Below are 14,598 nucleotides of genomic sequence, written 5' to 3' on the forward strand. Positions count from 1 at the left end.
CCGCGGGGTCAGCCCTTGTCGTGTTCGGTGAACAGGCTGATCAGGCGCTGGGCCGTGTTGTGCTCGGAGTCGATCTCGTGGATGTCGGCGCCTTCGAAGACCACGGTCTCGGCGCTGCGCACGAACATCCCCTCCTCGTACTCGGCGAGCGCCGCCTCGACGTCGTCGGGGCGCGCGGCGAGGGCCTTGCCGAGCTCCGCGCCGTCGAGCATGGCCAGGTTGGCGCCCTCGCCGTTCGGGGCCTGAAGGTGGGCGGCGTCGCCGAGCAGGGTCACGCCCGGCACCCGCTCCCACCGCAGCCCGTGCGGCAGGGCGTGGTAGGGACGCAGCACCGGCGTCGTGTCACCGTCGGTGATCAGCGCGGTGAGCTCCGGCGCCCAGCCCTCGAACTCCGCCGCGATGCGCGTGCCCGCCGCGGCGGCGTCCGTGAAGTCGATGCCGGCGAACCACTCCTGCGGCCTGCTGAGCATCACGTAGGTGTGCAGGGTGTCGCCGCTCTCCCGGTGCGCGAAGATCTCCTGGCCCGGCGAGGGCGCCATCAACGACCCGCCGCCGACCGCCTTCGCGGCGGCGGGGTGCCGGGTGTCGGCCTCGTACAGGTAGATGTCGACACACGACGTGCCGGTGTACTCGGGTACGGCGTCGGTGAGCAGCGGCCGCACCCGGGACCAGGCGCCGTCCGCGCCGACCAGCAGGCCGGTCTCGACGGTGCTGCCGTCGGCGAACGTCACCTCGTGACGCCCGTCGCCGAGGGCGCGGGTGCCGCTGACCTTGTGGCCCCAGCGGACGGTGCCTGCCGGGAGCGAGCCGAGCAGTATGTCCCGCAGCTCGCCGCGCATCACCTCGGGGCGGCCGCCGGTGCCGTCGTCGGCCTCCTCGAACAGGACGGTCCCGTCCGTGTCGAGGACCCGCATGGCCTGGCGGCCCTCCAGGACGATGGCCCGGAACTCCTCCATCAGCCCGGCCGCCTCCAGGGCGAGCTGCCCGTTGTAGTCATGGATGTCGAGCATCCCGCCCTGCGTACGGGCCGCGGGGGAGGCCTCGGCCTCGTAGACGGTGACGGGGATGCCGTGGACGTGCAGGACACGGGCGAGCGTGAGTCCGCCGAGTCCGGCGCCGATGATCGTGACAGGGGTGGTGGCCATGCTGACTCCTCGGGATCGGTGCCGCCGGATGATCTCCGGCGGCCGTGCCTCGAAGGTGCCAACCCCCACCGACGCCCCACCGACAACCCACCGACACGGAACCGACAGCGCCTATGGATCACCGACAGCGCGGATCCGGGGCGCCGCCACTGCCTCGCCGTAACCCGTTTCCGAAGCCCCGGGCTCGTCCCCGACACTGGTGCCCATGAACAGGGCGACCAGGGAACCGCTGCCGGGCGGCCCGCTCGTGCTGGCCGTGTCGGGCCGGCCCGGTCCGCCTCCGTTGCGCTTCGAGACCGCCGACGGCGGACGGCGGCTGCTGCGGCAGGGCGAACGGCCGCTGATGCTGGGCCGGTTGCTGGACGAGGACCACTGCTGCCGCGAACTCCACCTGCGCCGCCTCGACGGCTACCGCTCGCCACTGCCACCCGTCCGCTCCGCCGCGATGCTCAGCCCCGGCAACTGGCTGCATCGGTATGCCAGTTGGCTGGAGGATGCTGCCGACGGCCCGCTGTACGACGGGCGTTGGTCGCTCACCGTGCGCAGCTCCTTCGCGCCCGGCATCTGGACCGAGGACCTGGTGACCGAGTGGCCGGACGGCCGCCTCGAACTGCTCTGCGGAGGCGGCTGGCACGGCGTCGTACCCCTGCGCCGCCTCTCGCCGCCGGACGCCCCGCGCGTGAAGGCGTACCGCAAGCACGCCCGCGAGGGCACGCTCGCGCCCGTACTGGCCGCGTCGCACGGGGAGCGGCCGGCCCGGCTGTCACCCGGCAGAGCACGTCAACGGGCCGCTCTGGAAGCGGGGTACGCCGACACCATGGCATGGCTGCCGTACGAGGAGACCCACACGGACCTCTGGCCCTTCCCTGGCACCCCCGCCACCTGGGAGGACCTGGCCGCCCGCGCGATGTTTGAATGCCCCCGTGACTGACTACGACGTGCTCCGCGTCTTCTGCGCGCCCAACGGCGGTTACGGCAACGAACTCGGTGTCGTCCGTGAGGGATCCGTCATGCCCGGGCGGGCCGAGCGGCAGGCGTTCGCCGCGAAGCTCGGGTTCAGTGAGACCGTGTTCGTCGACGACCCCGAGCGCGGGGTCATCGACATCTACACCCCGACCCTGCGCCTGCCCTTCGCCGGTCACCCGTGCGTCGGCTCGGCCTGGCTGCTCGACGTGGAGGAGCTGGTCACGCCCGCCGGTGCCGTCGGGGCCCGGCAGGACGGGGAGTTCAGCTGGATCGAGGCGCGGGCGGAGTGGGCGCCGGCGCGGACGTTGCGGCAGTACGCGACGCCGGCCGAGGTGGACGACCTTCCCGTGCCGCCGAAGGGGGAGTGGATCTACGCCTGGGCCTGGGAGGACGAGCCGGCCGGGCGGGTCCGTGCGCGCGGCTTCCCCGGCCGGGACGACGGCATCGACGAGGACGAGGCGACGGGCGCGGCGGCCCTCCTCCTCACGGACCGCCTCGGCCGTGCCCTCAACATCACCCAGGGCACGGGCTCCCAGATCCTCACCGCGCCCCAGCCGTACGGCTGGGTGGAGATAGGCGGCCGCGTCGTCCTGGAACGCCAGCCGGAACGCTGACACCGGCCGCGGGCCATCTGGCCGGGGGCCGGGAGTGCCGCCACACTGAAGCCGTCGTGGGGACGGGTGCAGGGGGGCGGGTCCGTGGCTTGGTGGGTGGCGGGCGTGGTCGTGGTGTGCCTCGCGGGCTGGTGGTTCTTCAACTACCCCTGCGATGCGGGGCATTGGCGGTATTCGGTCGGCTTGGGGGCTGACGAGCGTGCGGCGAGGAAGGCGCTCAGAGCAGCGCGGTCGGCGAAACGGGACACCTGCCGTGCCGTCGACCTGGACGTGGCGCAGGCCGAGCGGCGGCTCTCGGACGCGGTCGGGAAGTACGAGCAGCGGCTCCGGGAGCGGAAGGCGGCGAAGGAAGCGCTGCTGAGGGTCGGGCCGGGCGAGAAGGTTGCGCCCGGACGGTGGCTGGGGGAGCTGGAGTTGTACGAGCACGCCCTGCTGTTCGTGCACGAGGAGGACCGGGGCGAGGGGGAGCCCCGGAGAAGGACCACCGAGCAGTGGCCGTTGGCCGGCCTCGAGGTCAGCTGGGACACCGCGCAGACGTACGCCTACATCGAGGTGAAGGGGCCGAAGGGCAAGCGGCGCAGCGCTCGGTACCCGTACACCGAGTACGACGAGGCGGCCGTCCACGTCCTGCACGACGAGATCTGCAACCAGGTGGTGGAGGACGCGGATTTCTGGCGGGAGCGGCGCGCGGAGGCCGCCGAGGTCGATGCCGAGATCGCGCGGCTCAAGGCCGAGCTGGCGCGGACCGAGGAGACGGGCCGCGCCGAGGTCGCCAAGGCCGGGAAGTACGCGGCCACCGAGCGGGAGCGGGTCGGTGCCCTGCTGCGGGCGGCCCAGGACACCTGGAAGGAGCAGGCCAGCCGTCGGCCCCGACGCTGACGCATGCCCTCACGCAGACAGCGGGAACTCCTCCCCCAACGCCCGGAACACCGCCGTGTTGAGCGCGAACGCCCGCTTGCACTCCGTCACCACCCGCTGCTTCTCCAGTTCGTCCGCCGGGATCGCGTCCAGCAGCTCGCGGTAACCCCGCTTGAAGGCGGCCGGGTTGGTGATCTCCTCGAACACGTAGAAGCGGACCCCGTCGCCCTTGCGCGCGAAGCCCCATGTCTTCTCGGCCTTGCCGCGGATGATCTGCCCGCCGGAGAGGTCGCCGAGGTAGCGGGTGTAGTGGTGGGCGATGTAGCCGGCGGGCCAGCCGTCGGCACACTCCTTCACCCGCGCCGCGTACTCCTCCGTCTCCGGCAGCGCCCGCAGTCCCGCCCGCCACCGCGCACCCCGCAGATGCGCCAGGTCCCGCTCCAGTGCCGCCCGCCGGAACAGCTCCGGCCGGATGAAGGGCCCCGCCACCGGATCGGCGGCCAGCCGCTCGGTGCCGGTCTCCAACGCCTCGTAGACGAACCACAGTTGCTCGGTGTAGCGCGCGTACGCGTCCACCCCGAGCCGTCCGCCCAGCAGGTCGCTCATGAACGTCGAGGTCTCCGCCTCCATGTGCTGCTCGTGCGAGGCGGTGCGGATGACTGTCGAGAAGGAGTCCATGAGCCCATCCTCTAAGGTAAGGCTTACCTAAGTCAACAGCCTTCCCGACCCTTCGTCGGTAAAGTTGCCGACAGCCTGTCGGTAAAAGCGTACAAGAAAGGACCCGCCCCCAGCAGGGAGCGGGCCAAGAAGATCCTTACGGCAGCGTGAGAATGTCCGCCCCCGTCTCCGTCACCACCAGCGTGTGCTCGAACTGCGCCGTCCGCCTGCGGTCCTTCGTGACGACCGTCCAGCCGTCGTCCCACATGTCGTACTCGTGCGTCCCCAGCGTCAGCATCGGCTCGATGGTGAAGGTCATCCCGGGCTGCATGACCGTCGTCGCGTGCGGGCTGTCGTAGTGCGGGATGATCAGCCCGGAGTGGAACGACGAGTTGATGCCGTGCCCCGTGAAGTCCCGCACCACGCCGTACCCGAAGCGCTTGGCGTACGACTCGATGACCCGGCCGATGACATTGATCTGCCGGCCCGGCTTCACCGCCTTGATCGCGCGGGTGAGCGACTCCCGGGTCCGCTCCACCAGCAGCCGGCTCTCCTCGTCGACGTCCCCGACCAGGTACGTCGCGTTGTTGTCACCGTGCACCCCGCCGATGTACGCCGTCACGTCCAGGTTGACGATGTCGCCGTCCCGCAGCAGCGTCGAGTCCGGAATGCCGTGGCAGATCACCTCGTTGACGGAGGTGCACAGCGACTTGGGGAAGCCGCGGTAGCCGAGCGTCGAGGGATAGGCGCCGTGGTCGCACATGTACTCGTGCGCGACCTTGTCCAGTTCGTCGGTGGTGACACCCGGCGCGATCAGCTTCGCGGCCTCTTCCATCGCCCGCGCGGCGATCCGCCCGGCGAGCCGCATCGCCTCGACGGTCTCGGGCGTCTGCACCTCCGGCCCGGTGTACGGCGTCGGCGCGGGCTTGCCGACGTACTCGGGCCGCCGGATGTTGCCGGGGACGGAACGGGTGGGGGAGAGCTCCCCTGGAACGAGCAGCGACTGGCCAGACATGCCAGCGAGTCTAACGAGCCGCGGTGGGGGAACATGTCGTAGGCGAGAGGAGCAGGTCATGGCCTTGTTCAAGAAGCGCACGGTCGGTAAGCCGGGCGAGTGGTACTACTGCCTGGAGCACAAGAAGGTCGAGGAGGGGCCCGAGTGCCCCGCCAAGGACCGCTTCGGCCCGTACGCCTCCCGGCAGGAGGCCGAGCACGCGATGGCGACGGCCCGCGAGCGCAACCTCCAGTGGGAGAACGACCCGAAGTGGCACGACGCCCCCGCGGGCAGCGGCACCGACGAGGACTGATCAGGCCCGCGCCGGTACGGCTGCCGAGGCGCGCCGCTCGCGCAGCCGTACCGCGTGCTCGTCCGTGCGCGCGTCGTACGTCATCAGCTTCGGCAGGCACAGCGCGAGCAGCCCGACCGCACCCGCGCACAGCAGGCCGCCGGACCAGACCGACGCCCGTACGCCCCACCACGCGGCGAAGCCGCCCGACCTGACCTGGCCGACGGTCGGGCCGACCGAGTACGACAGCAGCTCGATCCCGGCGAGCCGCCCGCGCAGCTCGTCCGGGATCGTCTGGTTCCACATGGCCCCGCGGAAGATCCCGCTGACCATGTCGCAGCCGCCGGCCACGGTCAGGAACAGCAGCACCAGCCATACGTTGCCGACGACACCGGCCGCCGCGATCGCCAGGCCCCACAGGGCGGCCGACAGCACCACCATCCGGCCGTGCCGGTGCACCCGCGAGGTCCAGCCCGCGGTCAGGCCCACCAGCATCGAGCCGAACGGCACGGTCGCGTACATCAGGCCCAGCGACCAGTTCGCGTCCAACTCGTCGGCGAGGAACGGCAGTACGGCCAGCGGCATCGCCAGGAACATCGCGGCGAGGTCCACGGCGTAGGTGCCGAGGAGATCCTTGCGGCCCCAGGCGTACCGGGCGCCCTCCGCGATCGCCTTCAGCGACGGCTTCGCGGCCTCGTGCGCGGCGGGGGAGGCGGCGATGCGGAAGATGAGGACGACCGACACGACGAACGTCAGCAGGTCCGCGCCGTACGCCCAGCCGAGCCCCGCGTACGCCACGACCACGCCGGCCACCGCCGGGCCCGCGACGCCGCCGACCGTCCAGCGCAGGGAGTTGAGGGAGGCCGCCGCGGTCATGTGGTCGTGGGCCACGATCCGGGGCCAGAGCGAGTCGATCGCCGGGCGCTGGACCGAGACCAGGGCGGAGGAGAGGGCGGCGACGGCGTACAGCGGCCAGACGGCGGGGTGCGGCAGCAGCGCGTTGAGCAGCAGCGCGGCGCTGAGCAGGCCCTGACCGGCCTCTGTCCACACGATCAGCTTCCGCTTGTCCAGCGCGTCGGCGAGCGCACCGCCGTACAGCCCGAACACGAGCAGCGGCAGCAGCTCCACGGCGCCGATCGCCCCGACCGCCGCGGCCGACCCGGTCAGCTCCTTGAGCTGCACGGGCAGCGCGACGAAGGTGAGGAAGCTGCCGAAGTACGAGATGGTCCCCGAGACCCACAGCCGCCGGAAGTCGCGGGAGGCCCTCCAGGGGGCGAGGTCGGGGAGGATGGCGCGGAGGCGGGAGGGGGCGTCGGCGGTCACGAAGGGTCATGGTCGGGCGGGGTGCGTGCCAGGAGCAACTGCTTTTCCGTCGACGCCGTGGCTACCAGCCTGTCGGTGGCGGTGCCGTCAGTTGGTCGGCCAGGCGGGAGAGGCGGTCCCGTAGCCGTCGGTGGCCCCTCGGGGTCGGCAGGGAGTTCTCGCCCGCCGCCGCGCTGACCAGGTGCTGGACCGTGTCCAGGTCCAGCTCCGAGCCCTCGGGGACCGTGAGCGACTCGTGGGCCATCGCTGCCAGTTCGCCGTCGGACGGGCCCAGCGCCAGCACCGTCGCACCGGCCCGCCGGGCGTCGTGGACCCGCTCCAGGACGGGGTCCGCCGGGCCGTCCGGGGACACCACCAGCAGGGTCTCGCCGCGCCGGGCGCCCGCCAGCCGCCCCAGCCCCACCGCCAGGTGCGCCGGATCCGAGGCGCGCGCGTCGTGTCGTACCAGCGTCGGAGTCAGTTCCGGCGTCCCCGACCACGCCGCCTCGTCCACCAGGTGGGCCGCGAGATGCCACGGCTCGTACTCCGGCGTCCCCACCAGCAGCAGACCGCCCCCGTGCGACACCACCGAACCGCGCAGCGCCCCCGCGAACCTCCGCGTGGCCCCCAACCACTCGGTCCCGGCGAGCACTTCACGCAGCAGCGCGACACGTACGGCGTCCATGCCCCCGCATCCTGCACCAACCGGGCACTCGTGACCCGGAGTTCACCCCGAATTCGCCCGACCTGGGGAAGGGATCGGCTTACTGGGACCCGGATCGATCACCGGTGGCCCGGTCGGCAGCACGCCCGGTCGCCGAGAACGCGAGGAGCGCGCCCATGGCCGAAGCATCCGTCCCCTTCCGCGCGGGCCGTGAGGGATACGCGAGTTACCGCATCCCCGCGATCGTCGCCACCGCCAAGGGCACCCTGCTCGCCTTCTGCGAGGGCCGGGTCAAGAACGCCAGCGACCACGGCCACATCGACATCGTGCTCAAGCGCTCCACGGACGGCGGCAACACCTGGGGCAAGCTCCAGGTCGCCGCGAGCAACGGCACCGACCTCGCCGGCAACCCCGCTCCGGTCGTCCTCGACACCGGCCGCGTCCTCCTCGTCCACGTCCGCAACGCCGCCTCCGCCTCCGAGGCGGAGATCCGGCTCGGCAAGGTGAAGGACGCAGACGGGCGCCGGGTGTGGGTGCAGCACAGCGACGACGACGGGGTCACCTGGTCGAGCCCCAAGGAGATCACCGCGCAGGCGAAGAAGGCGGGCTGGCGCTGGTACGCCACCGCGCCCGGGCACGCCGTCCAGCTGAGCACCGGCCGGATCGTCGTCCCCGCCAACCACTCGCTGCCGCCCACCGGCACGGACCTCGGCACCGAGGCCCAGTACAACGCCGGGCACTGCCTGCTCAGCGACGACCGTGGCGAGACCTGGTCCATCGGATACGTCGACGACAACACCGACGGCTACATCAACGCCAACGAGACCACGGCCGCCGAACTCCCCGACGGCCGCGTCTACTTCAACACCCGCAACGACTCCCCGGCCCCCGGCAACCGCGCCGACGCCCACTCCGAGGACGGCGGAAAGACCCTCCACACCCCGTTCCGACCCCAGGCCGGCCTCGACGGCCCGGTCTGCGAGGGCAGCGTCCTCCAGCTCCGCGACCCGGACGTCCTCCTCTTCTCCGGCCCCGCCCACGCCTCCGCCCGAGCCCTCATGACCATCCGCGCCTCCACCGACAGCGGCAGGACCTGGCGCCCGGTCCACACCGTCGACGGCCTGCCCGCCGCCTACTCCGACCTGGTCCGCATCGACAGGTCGACCGTCGGACTCCTCTACGAGACGGGGGACTTCGGCGCGTACGAGCGGATCGTGCTGCGCAGGGTCCCCGTGACGCGGCTCACCTGACCGGCCGAGGCTGCCGGGGCGCACGTAAAGTCGGCCCATGACCTCTACCGACAGTGCTGCACAGACCCCCGCGAAGGCCCCCGCCAAGGACCCGTGGGACCTGCCCGACGTCTCCGGGCTCGTCGTCGGCGTCCTCGGCGGGACCGGGCCGCAGGGCAAGGGCCTGGCCTACCGGTTGGCCAGGGCCGGCCAGAAGGTGATCATCGGCTCGCGTGCGGCGGAGCGCGCGCAGGCCGCCGCCGACGAACTCGGCCACGGTGTCGAAGGTGCCGACAACGCCGAGACGGCCCGGCGCAGCGACATCGTGATCGTCGCCGTGCCGTGGGACGGACACGGCAAGACGCTGGAGTCCCTGCGCGAGGAACTGGCCGGCAAGCTGGTCGTCGACTGCGTCAACCCGCTCGGCTTCGACAAGAAGGGCGCGTACGCGCTCAAGCCGGAGGAGGGCAGCGCCGCCGAGCAGGCCGCCGCGCTGCTGCCGGACTCCCGGGTCGCCGCCGCCTTCCACCACCTGTCGGCCGTGCTGCTCCAGGACCCGGAGATCGAGGAGATCGACACCGACGTGATGGTGCTGGGGGAGGAGCGGGCCGACGTCGAGATCGTGCAGGCCCTGGCCGGCCGCATCCCCGGCATGCGCGGCGTCTTCGCCGGGCGGCTGCGCAACGCCCACCAGGTGGAGTCCCTGGTCGCGAACCTGATCTCCGTCAACCGCCGCTACAAGGCACACGCCGGGCTGCGCGTCACCGACGTATGAGCGGATGGGGGACACTGGTGGGCGAGAAGCCGGTGTCCCCCGACAGGAGAACGACCCTCATGCCCCGCCTAGCCCTCTACGCCCTCGCCGTCTGCGTCCTCTCGGTGACCGCGGCGGTCGTGTCCTTCGTGCAGGGCAGCTGGCTGGGGGTTGTATGGGTGCTGCTGGCGAGCCTGTCGTCGAACATGTGCTGGTACTACGTCAAGCGGGGCCGGACGGCTCACGTCCAGAAGCGGTAGAGGCTGTAGCCGTACCTGCTGTAGTCCTCGCTGACACCGAGTCCTCGCAGGATCGCGTCGACCAGGTCGAAGAACTCCCGGTTGATCGACGACTGCCACAGCAACGCGAACACGAACAGCAGGCCGAACGGTGCGAACGGCTCCACCTGCCGCTTCACCCTGTCCGACAGCCAGGGTTCTATGACGCCCCAGCCGTCCAGGCCCGGGACCGGCAGGAAGTTCAGGATCGCCGCCGAGACCTGGAGCAGCGCGAGGAACGCGAGCGCGAAGCGGAAGTCCAGCGGGACGCCGTCCAGCGCGTCCAGCCAGAACGGGGCCGTGCAGACCGCCGCGAACAGTACGTTCGTCAGCGGGCCCGCCGCCGAGATCAGGCTGTGCCGCCAGCGGCCCTGGATGCGGCCCCGCTCGATGAAGACCGCGCCGCCCGGCAGACCGATCCCGCCCATGATCACGAAGATGACGGGCAGCACGATGCTCAGCAGGGCGTGCGTGTACTTCAGGGGGTTGAGCGTCAGATAACCCTTGCTGCCGATCGTGATGTCGCCGCTGTGCAGGGCGGTGCGCGCGTGCGCGTACTCGTGCAGGCACAGGGACACCACCCAGGCCGCCGTCACGAACAGGAACACGGCCACGTCGGGCTGCTCGGCGAACCCGGTCCAGGTGGCCCAGCCCGTGACCGCGGTGACGGCCAGGATCCCGATGAAGACGGGGCTGATCCGCCGGTCGCTGCGGCGGGTGGTCGCGGTGGTCATCGGGCTCCCTGGACTGGACGTGCACGCGGTGGGACTGCCCGACCGTACCGGGCCTACGGGGAAAACGTCTCGCGGTGGGGCAAGGGTTCCATGGAAGGTGGCCCACAGTGGGTTGGCATATGTTCTACGTTCATCTGTTCTACGTTGGCCGCCGCCCCGCCCGCCGAATCCCGTGACCGGCCCCGACCCGACCGGAGACAATGGACCCCGTGCGCTATCGCATCCTCGGATCGGCCCAGGCGCTCCGCCCTGACGGCACCCCCGTCCCTGTCGGCGGAGCGCGGCTGCGTGCCCTGCTCACCGTGCTCGCCCTGCGGGCCGGCCGCACCGTGCCGGCGGGCGTGCTGGTCGAGGAGGTCTGGGACGGTGACCCGCCCGTCGACGCGGCCGGCGCTTTGCAGGCGCTCGTGGGCCGGCTCCGGCGCGCCCTCGGCGCCGGCGCGATCGCCTCGGCGGAGGGCGGCTACCGGCTGACCGCCGCCCCGGACGACGTCGACCTGCACCGTTTCGAGCGGCTGACCGGCGAGGGCGTGCGCGCGCTGGCCGACGGGGACCCCGCCAAGGCGGCCGTCGTGTTGGACGACGCGCTCGCCCTGTGGCGCGGGCCCGCCCTCGCCGACCTCCCCGACCGCACCGCCGAGTCGGCCCGCTGGGACACCCGGCGCCTGGACGCCCTGCGCGCCCGCCACACCGCCGCGCTGTCCCTGGGCCACGCCGAACAGTTCCTCCCCGAACTCACCGCCCTGTGCGACACCCACCCCCTCGACGAGCCCCTCCAGGCCCTGCGCCTGCGCGCCCTCCGCGCCGCGGGCCGCACGGCGGAGGCCCTGGCGGCGTACGAGGAGGTACGACGGCTGCTGGCGGAGCGGCTGGGCGTGGATCCCGGGCCTGAACTGAGGGCCCTGCACGGGGAGTTGCTGCGGCCGGAGGAGTGGGAGGGGCGGACGGGCCACGGGGGCGGGGCAGGCCGTGGAGGCTGGGCGAGCGGCGGGGCCGGCGAGGGCCGTGGGCTCGGCGAGGACCGTGGGGGCGGGCCGGGCCGTGGAGGCTGGGCGAACCGCGAGGCCGGCGAGGACCGCGGGGGGTGGCCGAACCGTGAGGGTGGGGAGGCCCCCGAGAGCAGGGAGGGCCGCGGCGGCCAGGCGGATCGAGAGACGCGCGGCGCCGGCGGCGGCACCCCGGCGGGCGGTCACGGCCATGGCTCCGGCCGGTGGCCGACGGGTCCGGGAGGCGCGGCACAGCAGGGTCCGTCCGGTACGACGCCCGGTCCTGGCGACACCGAGGCCCACGGGCCGGTGGGATCCAGGGCTCGTGGCGGCGCCGACAGGGCAGCCGGCCCCGGCGCGGGATCTCCGGCCGCACCGGCCCCCGGAACGCCCGCCCGGACCCCGGCGGCCGCCGCACCCACCCGCACCAGCTCCGGAGCCGCCCCCTTCGCCCCGGCTTCCATCGGGGGCACCACCGCTGCCCCGGCCGCTTACGGGACCGCCGGCGTTGCCTCGGCCGCTCCCGGGGCCGACACCGCCGGCCCGGCCGTCTCCGATTCCGCCACTCCTGCCCCGCCCACCTCCGACTCCATCGCCCCCACCTCCCAACCCCCCGGAAATCTCCGCGCCCGGCTCACCTCCTTCGTCGGCCGGGAAGCGGACATCGATGCCATCCGCGGAGACCTCGGGGCGGCCCGGCTGGTGACTCTGCTCGGGCCCGGCGGGGCCGGGAAGACACGGTTGTCGCAGGAGGCCGCCGAGACCGTGCGGTACGCCGCCCGGGACGGGGTGTGGCTCGCCGAGCTCGCGCCCGTCGACGACCCGGACGCCGTACCGGAGGCCGTGCTCACCGCCGTCGGCGCCCGCGAGACCGTGCTGTACGGCGCCGGCGCCGAGGCCATGCGCGCGGGCGCCGAGCGGCACGACGACCCCGTCGACCGGCTCGCCGAGCACTGCGGACGGCGGCGGATGCTGATCGTCCTCGACAACTGCGAGCACGTCGTCGACGCCGCCGCCCGGCTCGTCGAGGAGCTCCTGGAGCGCTGCCCCGAGCTGACGGTGCTGGCGACCAGCCGCGAACCCCTGGGCGTACCGGGGGAGTTGCTGCGTCCCGTGGAGCCGCTGCCCGAGCCCGTCGCCCTGCGGCTGCTCGCCGACCGCGGGGCCGCCGCCCGGCCCGGGTTCCGCGTCGAGGACGACCCCGAGGCGTGCGCCGAGATCTGCCGCCGCCTGGACGGCCTGCCGCTCGCCATCGAGCTCGCGGCGGCCCGGCTAAGGATGTTGACGCCGCGTCAGATCGCGGACCGGCTCGACGACCGCTTCCGCCTCCTCACCTCCGGGAGCCGCACCGTCCTGCCCCGCCAGCAGACCCTGCGCGCGGTCGTCGACTGGTCCTGGGACCTGCTCGACGCGGAGGAACGGGACGTCCTGTGCCGCCTGTCGGTCTTCGCGGGTGGCTGCGACCTCGCCGCCGCCGAGGCCGTCTGCGGCCCCTTCGCCCTTGACGCGATCGGCTCCCTCGTCGACAAGTCCCTTGTGGTGGCGGCCCCTTCGGGCGACGGCGACATGCGCTACCGGCTCCTGGAGACCGTCGCCGAGTACGCCGGCGAGCGGCTCGCGGAGACCGGCCGGCGTGCCGAGACCCAGCGCGCCCACCTGACGTACTACCGCGAACTCGCCCGCACCACCGACGCGTTGCTGCGCGGCCCCGGACAGCTCGACGCGATCGCCCTGCTGGAGCGCGAGTACGAGAACCTGCGCACCGCCCTGCGCCACGCGGTCACCGAACGCGACGAGCAGGAAGCCATCTGCCTGGTCCTCTCCCTGTCCTGGTACTGGCAGATGCGCGACGCCCGGATAGAGGCCCGCAACTGGTGCGTGGAGGTCATGGCCCTGGGCCCCGACCCCTTCACCGCCCCCGTCCGCCGCGCCAACCCGGTCTGGCAGCGCTGCACCGACGTCCCGCCCCCGCTCACCGGCGAGCTCCTCGCAGAGGCCCGGCGCGGTGTCCACCTCGCCCATCTCGCCTGCATGGACACCGAGTTGGACGCCTGGGAGTCCCCGGCGGCGAAGGAGAAGCTGCGGCTGATCACCGAGGTCTACGAGCCCGGGCTGCCGCAGACCTGCCGTACCCCCGGCATGCTCTGGTTCTACGCCGTGATGCTCTCCGGCATGGTCGACCGGCTGCCCGGCATCCTGGACGCCTGCGTCGACACCTGCCGGTCGACCCCCGGCATGGAGTGGGAGCTGGCCGCCGTGCTCCAGATGCGCGCCAACCTCCTCGCCAACCGCAGCGACTGGGCGGGCGACGCCTCCCGCGACGCCGCCGAGTCACTGGCGATCTACCAGCGGATCGGCGACCTGTGGGGCACCGCCGAGGCGCTGTCCGCGCGCGGCGAGGCCAATGAACGCGTCGGCGACTACCAACGCGCCGCCGCCGACTACGAGTCGGCCATCGGACACGCCGAACGGCTCGGCGCCCGCGCCCAGATGGCCGTGCTGAGTGCCCGGCTGGGCGCGGCGCTGATGGAGGCGGGCGAGACCGAGCGGGGCGAGCAGGTGCTGCGCGACGTGCTGGAGAGCCGCGACGTCTCGGGCACCGAGGCCCTGCCCGCCGCCCGGATGTTCCTCGCGGCCCGGCTCGCCATGACCGACCGGATCCCGGAGGCGCGCGAGCAACTGCGGCTGCTGCGCGAGCAGTTCGAGATCGCGCACTTCGTCATCTTCGACGCGTTCATCCTCGGCTCGGAGGCCTGGCTGGAGCTGGTCGACGGCAAGTACGAGCTCGGCCTGGACCTGACCCGGCAGGCGCTGGAGCGGGCCGCCGATCCGCTGTCGGAGACCATGGCCCCGCACATGCGGCCCCTGTACCTCGCCATGGCCGCGATCGGCCTCGCCGAGACCGACGGCGCCGCCCGGGCCCGCGACGGCGCCCGCTGCCTGGGCGCCGCCCGGGCGAAGCTGCCGCCGGGCCATGTCGCCACGTCCATGGAGAACGAGGTCTACCGCCGGGCCGAACACCACACCCGCACCGCACTCGGCGACGAGGCCTACGAGGCCGCACACGCGGAGGGCGGCAGCCTCTCCCTCGTGGAGGCCGCCGCCCTGGTCTGAGGCGCGAGTAC

General features: G+C 72.9%; 14 protein-coding genes. 8 read left to right on the forward strand and 6 right to left on the reverse strand.

Features of this window, described 5'->3' with window-relative positions; genetic code table 11:
• Positions 1-8: 8 nt before the first annotated feature.
• The gene (locus ABZ848_RS01990) at positions 9-1,145 is read right to left on the reverse strand and encodes an NAD(P)/FAD-dependent oxidoreductase (RefSeq protein WP_360823684.1); all 1,137 of its coding nucleotides are present in this window, start codon (positions 1,143-1,145) and stop codon (positions 9-11) included.
• A 205-nt stretch (positions 1,146-1,350) separates the two neighbouring features.
• On the opposite strand from ABZ848_RS01990, the gene ABZ848_RS01995 reads away from it, so the two are divergent.
• The 3 genes from ABZ848_RS01995 to ABZ848_RS02005 all read left to right on the forward strand — a co-directional run bounded on the left by ABZ848_RS01995 (position 1,351) and on the right by ABZ848_RS02005 (position 3,604).
• Positions 1,351-2,076, forward strand: a complete 726-nt coding sequence (locus ABZ848_RS01995; RefSeq protein ID WP_360823687.1) for a hypothetical protein — start codon at positions 1,351-1,353, stop codon at positions 2,074-2,076.
• Entirely contained in the window at positions 2,069-2,725 is a 657-nt protein-coding gene (locus ABZ848_RS02000; protein WP_360823690.1) for a PhzF family phenazine biosynthesis protein, read from the forward strand. The genes ABZ848_RS01995 and ABZ848_RS02000 overlap by 8 nt, the downstream gene beginning before the upstream one ends.
• A gap of 84 nt (positions 2,726-2,809) precedes the next feature.
• Positions 2,810-3,604: a hypothetical protein gene (locus ABZ848_RS02005; protein ID WP_360823693.1), complete on the forward strand. Its 795-nt coding sequence runs from the start codon at positions 2,810-2,812 to the stop codon at positions 3,602-3,604.
• A 9-nt stretch (positions 3,605-3,613) separates the two neighbouring features.
• On the opposite strand, the gene ABZ848_RS02010 is transcribed toward ABZ848_RS02005, so the two are convergent.
• The gene (locus tag ABZ848_RS02010; protein ID WP_360823696.1) at positions 3,614-4,261 is read right to left on the reverse strand and encodes a biliverdin-producing heme oxygenase; all 648 of its coding nucleotides are present in this window, start codon (positions 4,259-4,261) and stop codon (positions 3,614-3,616) included.
• 136 nt (positions 4,262-4,397) lie between these two features.
• Positions 4,398-5,255 carry a type I methionyl aminopeptidase gene (gene map, locus ABZ848_RS02015; protein WP_360823699.1) on the reverse strand — a complete coding sequence of 286 codons (858 nt, stop codon included), beginning with the start codon at positions 5,253-5,255 and terminating at the stop codon, positions 4,398-4,400.
• 58 nt (positions 5,256-5,313) lie between these two features.
• Between map and ABZ848_RS02020 the strand changes: the two genes are divergently transcribed.
• The gene (locus ABZ848_RS02020) at positions 5,314-5,547 is read left to right on the forward strand and encodes a hypothetical protein (RefSeq protein WP_242760726.1); all 234 of its coding nucleotides are present in this window, start codon (positions 5,314-5,316) and stop codon (positions 5,545-5,547) included.
• On the opposite strand, the gene ABZ848_RS02025 is transcribed toward ABZ848_RS02020, so the two are convergent.
• Both ABZ848_RS02025 and ABZ848_RS02030 read right to left on the reverse strand, forming a co-directional pair.
• Complete coding sequence (locus tag ABZ848_RS02025; RefSeq protein ID WP_360823703.1) at positions 5,548-6,849, reverse strand: MFS transporter; 1,302 nt, start codon at positions 6,847-6,849, stop codon at positions 5,548-5,550.
• 61 nt (positions 6,850-6,910) lie between these two features.
• The gene (locus ABZ848_RS02030; protein ID WP_360823706.1) at positions 6,911-7,513 is read right to left on the reverse strand and encodes a hypothetical protein; all 603 of its coding nucleotides are present in this window, start codon (positions 7,511-7,513) and stop codon (positions 6,911-6,913) included.
• A gap of 155 nt (positions 7,514-7,668) precedes the next feature.
• On the opposite strand from ABZ848_RS02030, the gene ABZ848_RS02035 reads away from it, so the two are divergent.
• The 3 genes from ABZ848_RS02035 to ABZ848_RS02045 are packed head-to-tail and all read left to right on the forward strand — an operon-like array spanning position 7,669 to position 9,735.
• Complete coding sequence (locus ABZ848_RS02035; RefSeq protein WP_360823709.1) at positions 7,669-8,742, forward strand: sialidase family protein; 1,074 nt, start codon at positions 7,669-7,671, stop codon at positions 8,740-8,742.
• 37 nt (positions 8,743-8,779) lie between these two features.
• On the forward strand, positions 8,780-9,496 hold the full coding sequence (npdG, locus tag ABZ848_RS02040) for an NADPH-dependent F420 reductase (protein ID WP_360823711.1): 717 nt from the start codon (positions 8,780-8,782) through the stop codon (positions 9,494-9,496).
• Between the two features lie 59 nt (positions 9,497-9,555).
• Positions 9,556-9,735: a hypothetical protein gene (locus ABZ848_RS02045; protein WP_360823713.1), complete on the forward strand. Its 180-nt coding sequence runs from the start codon at positions 9,556-9,558 to the stop codon at positions 9,733-9,735.
• Here the strand turns inward: ABZ848_RS02045 and ABZ848_RS02050 are convergent.
• Positions 9,717-10,487 (reverse strand): site-2 protease family protein, encoded by a 771-nt coding sequence (locus ABZ848_RS02050; RefSeq protein ID WP_360823716.1) that lies wholly within the window; start codon positions 10,485-10,487, stop codon positions 9,717-9,719. The two genes, ABZ848_RS02045 and ABZ848_RS02050, sit on opposite strands and share 19 nt — an antisense overlap.
• 200 nt (positions 10,488-10,687) lie before the next feature.
• On the opposite strand from ABZ848_RS02050, the gene ABZ848_RS02055 reads away from it, so the two are divergent.
• The gene (locus tag ABZ848_RS02055; protein ID WP_360823719.1) at positions 10,688-14,587 is read left to right on the forward strand and encodes a BTAD domain-containing putative transcriptional regulator; all 3,900 of its coding nucleotides are present in this window, start codon (positions 10,688-10,690) and stop codon (positions 14,585-14,587) included.
• Positions 14,588-14,598: the final 11 nt, after the last annotated feature.

This window comes from Streptomyces sp. NPDC047081 (assembly GCF_040643775.1).
In the GTDB taxonomy this organism is placed as follows: domain Bacteria; phylum Actinomycetota; class Actinomycetes; order Streptomycetales; family Streptomycetaceae; genus Streptomyces.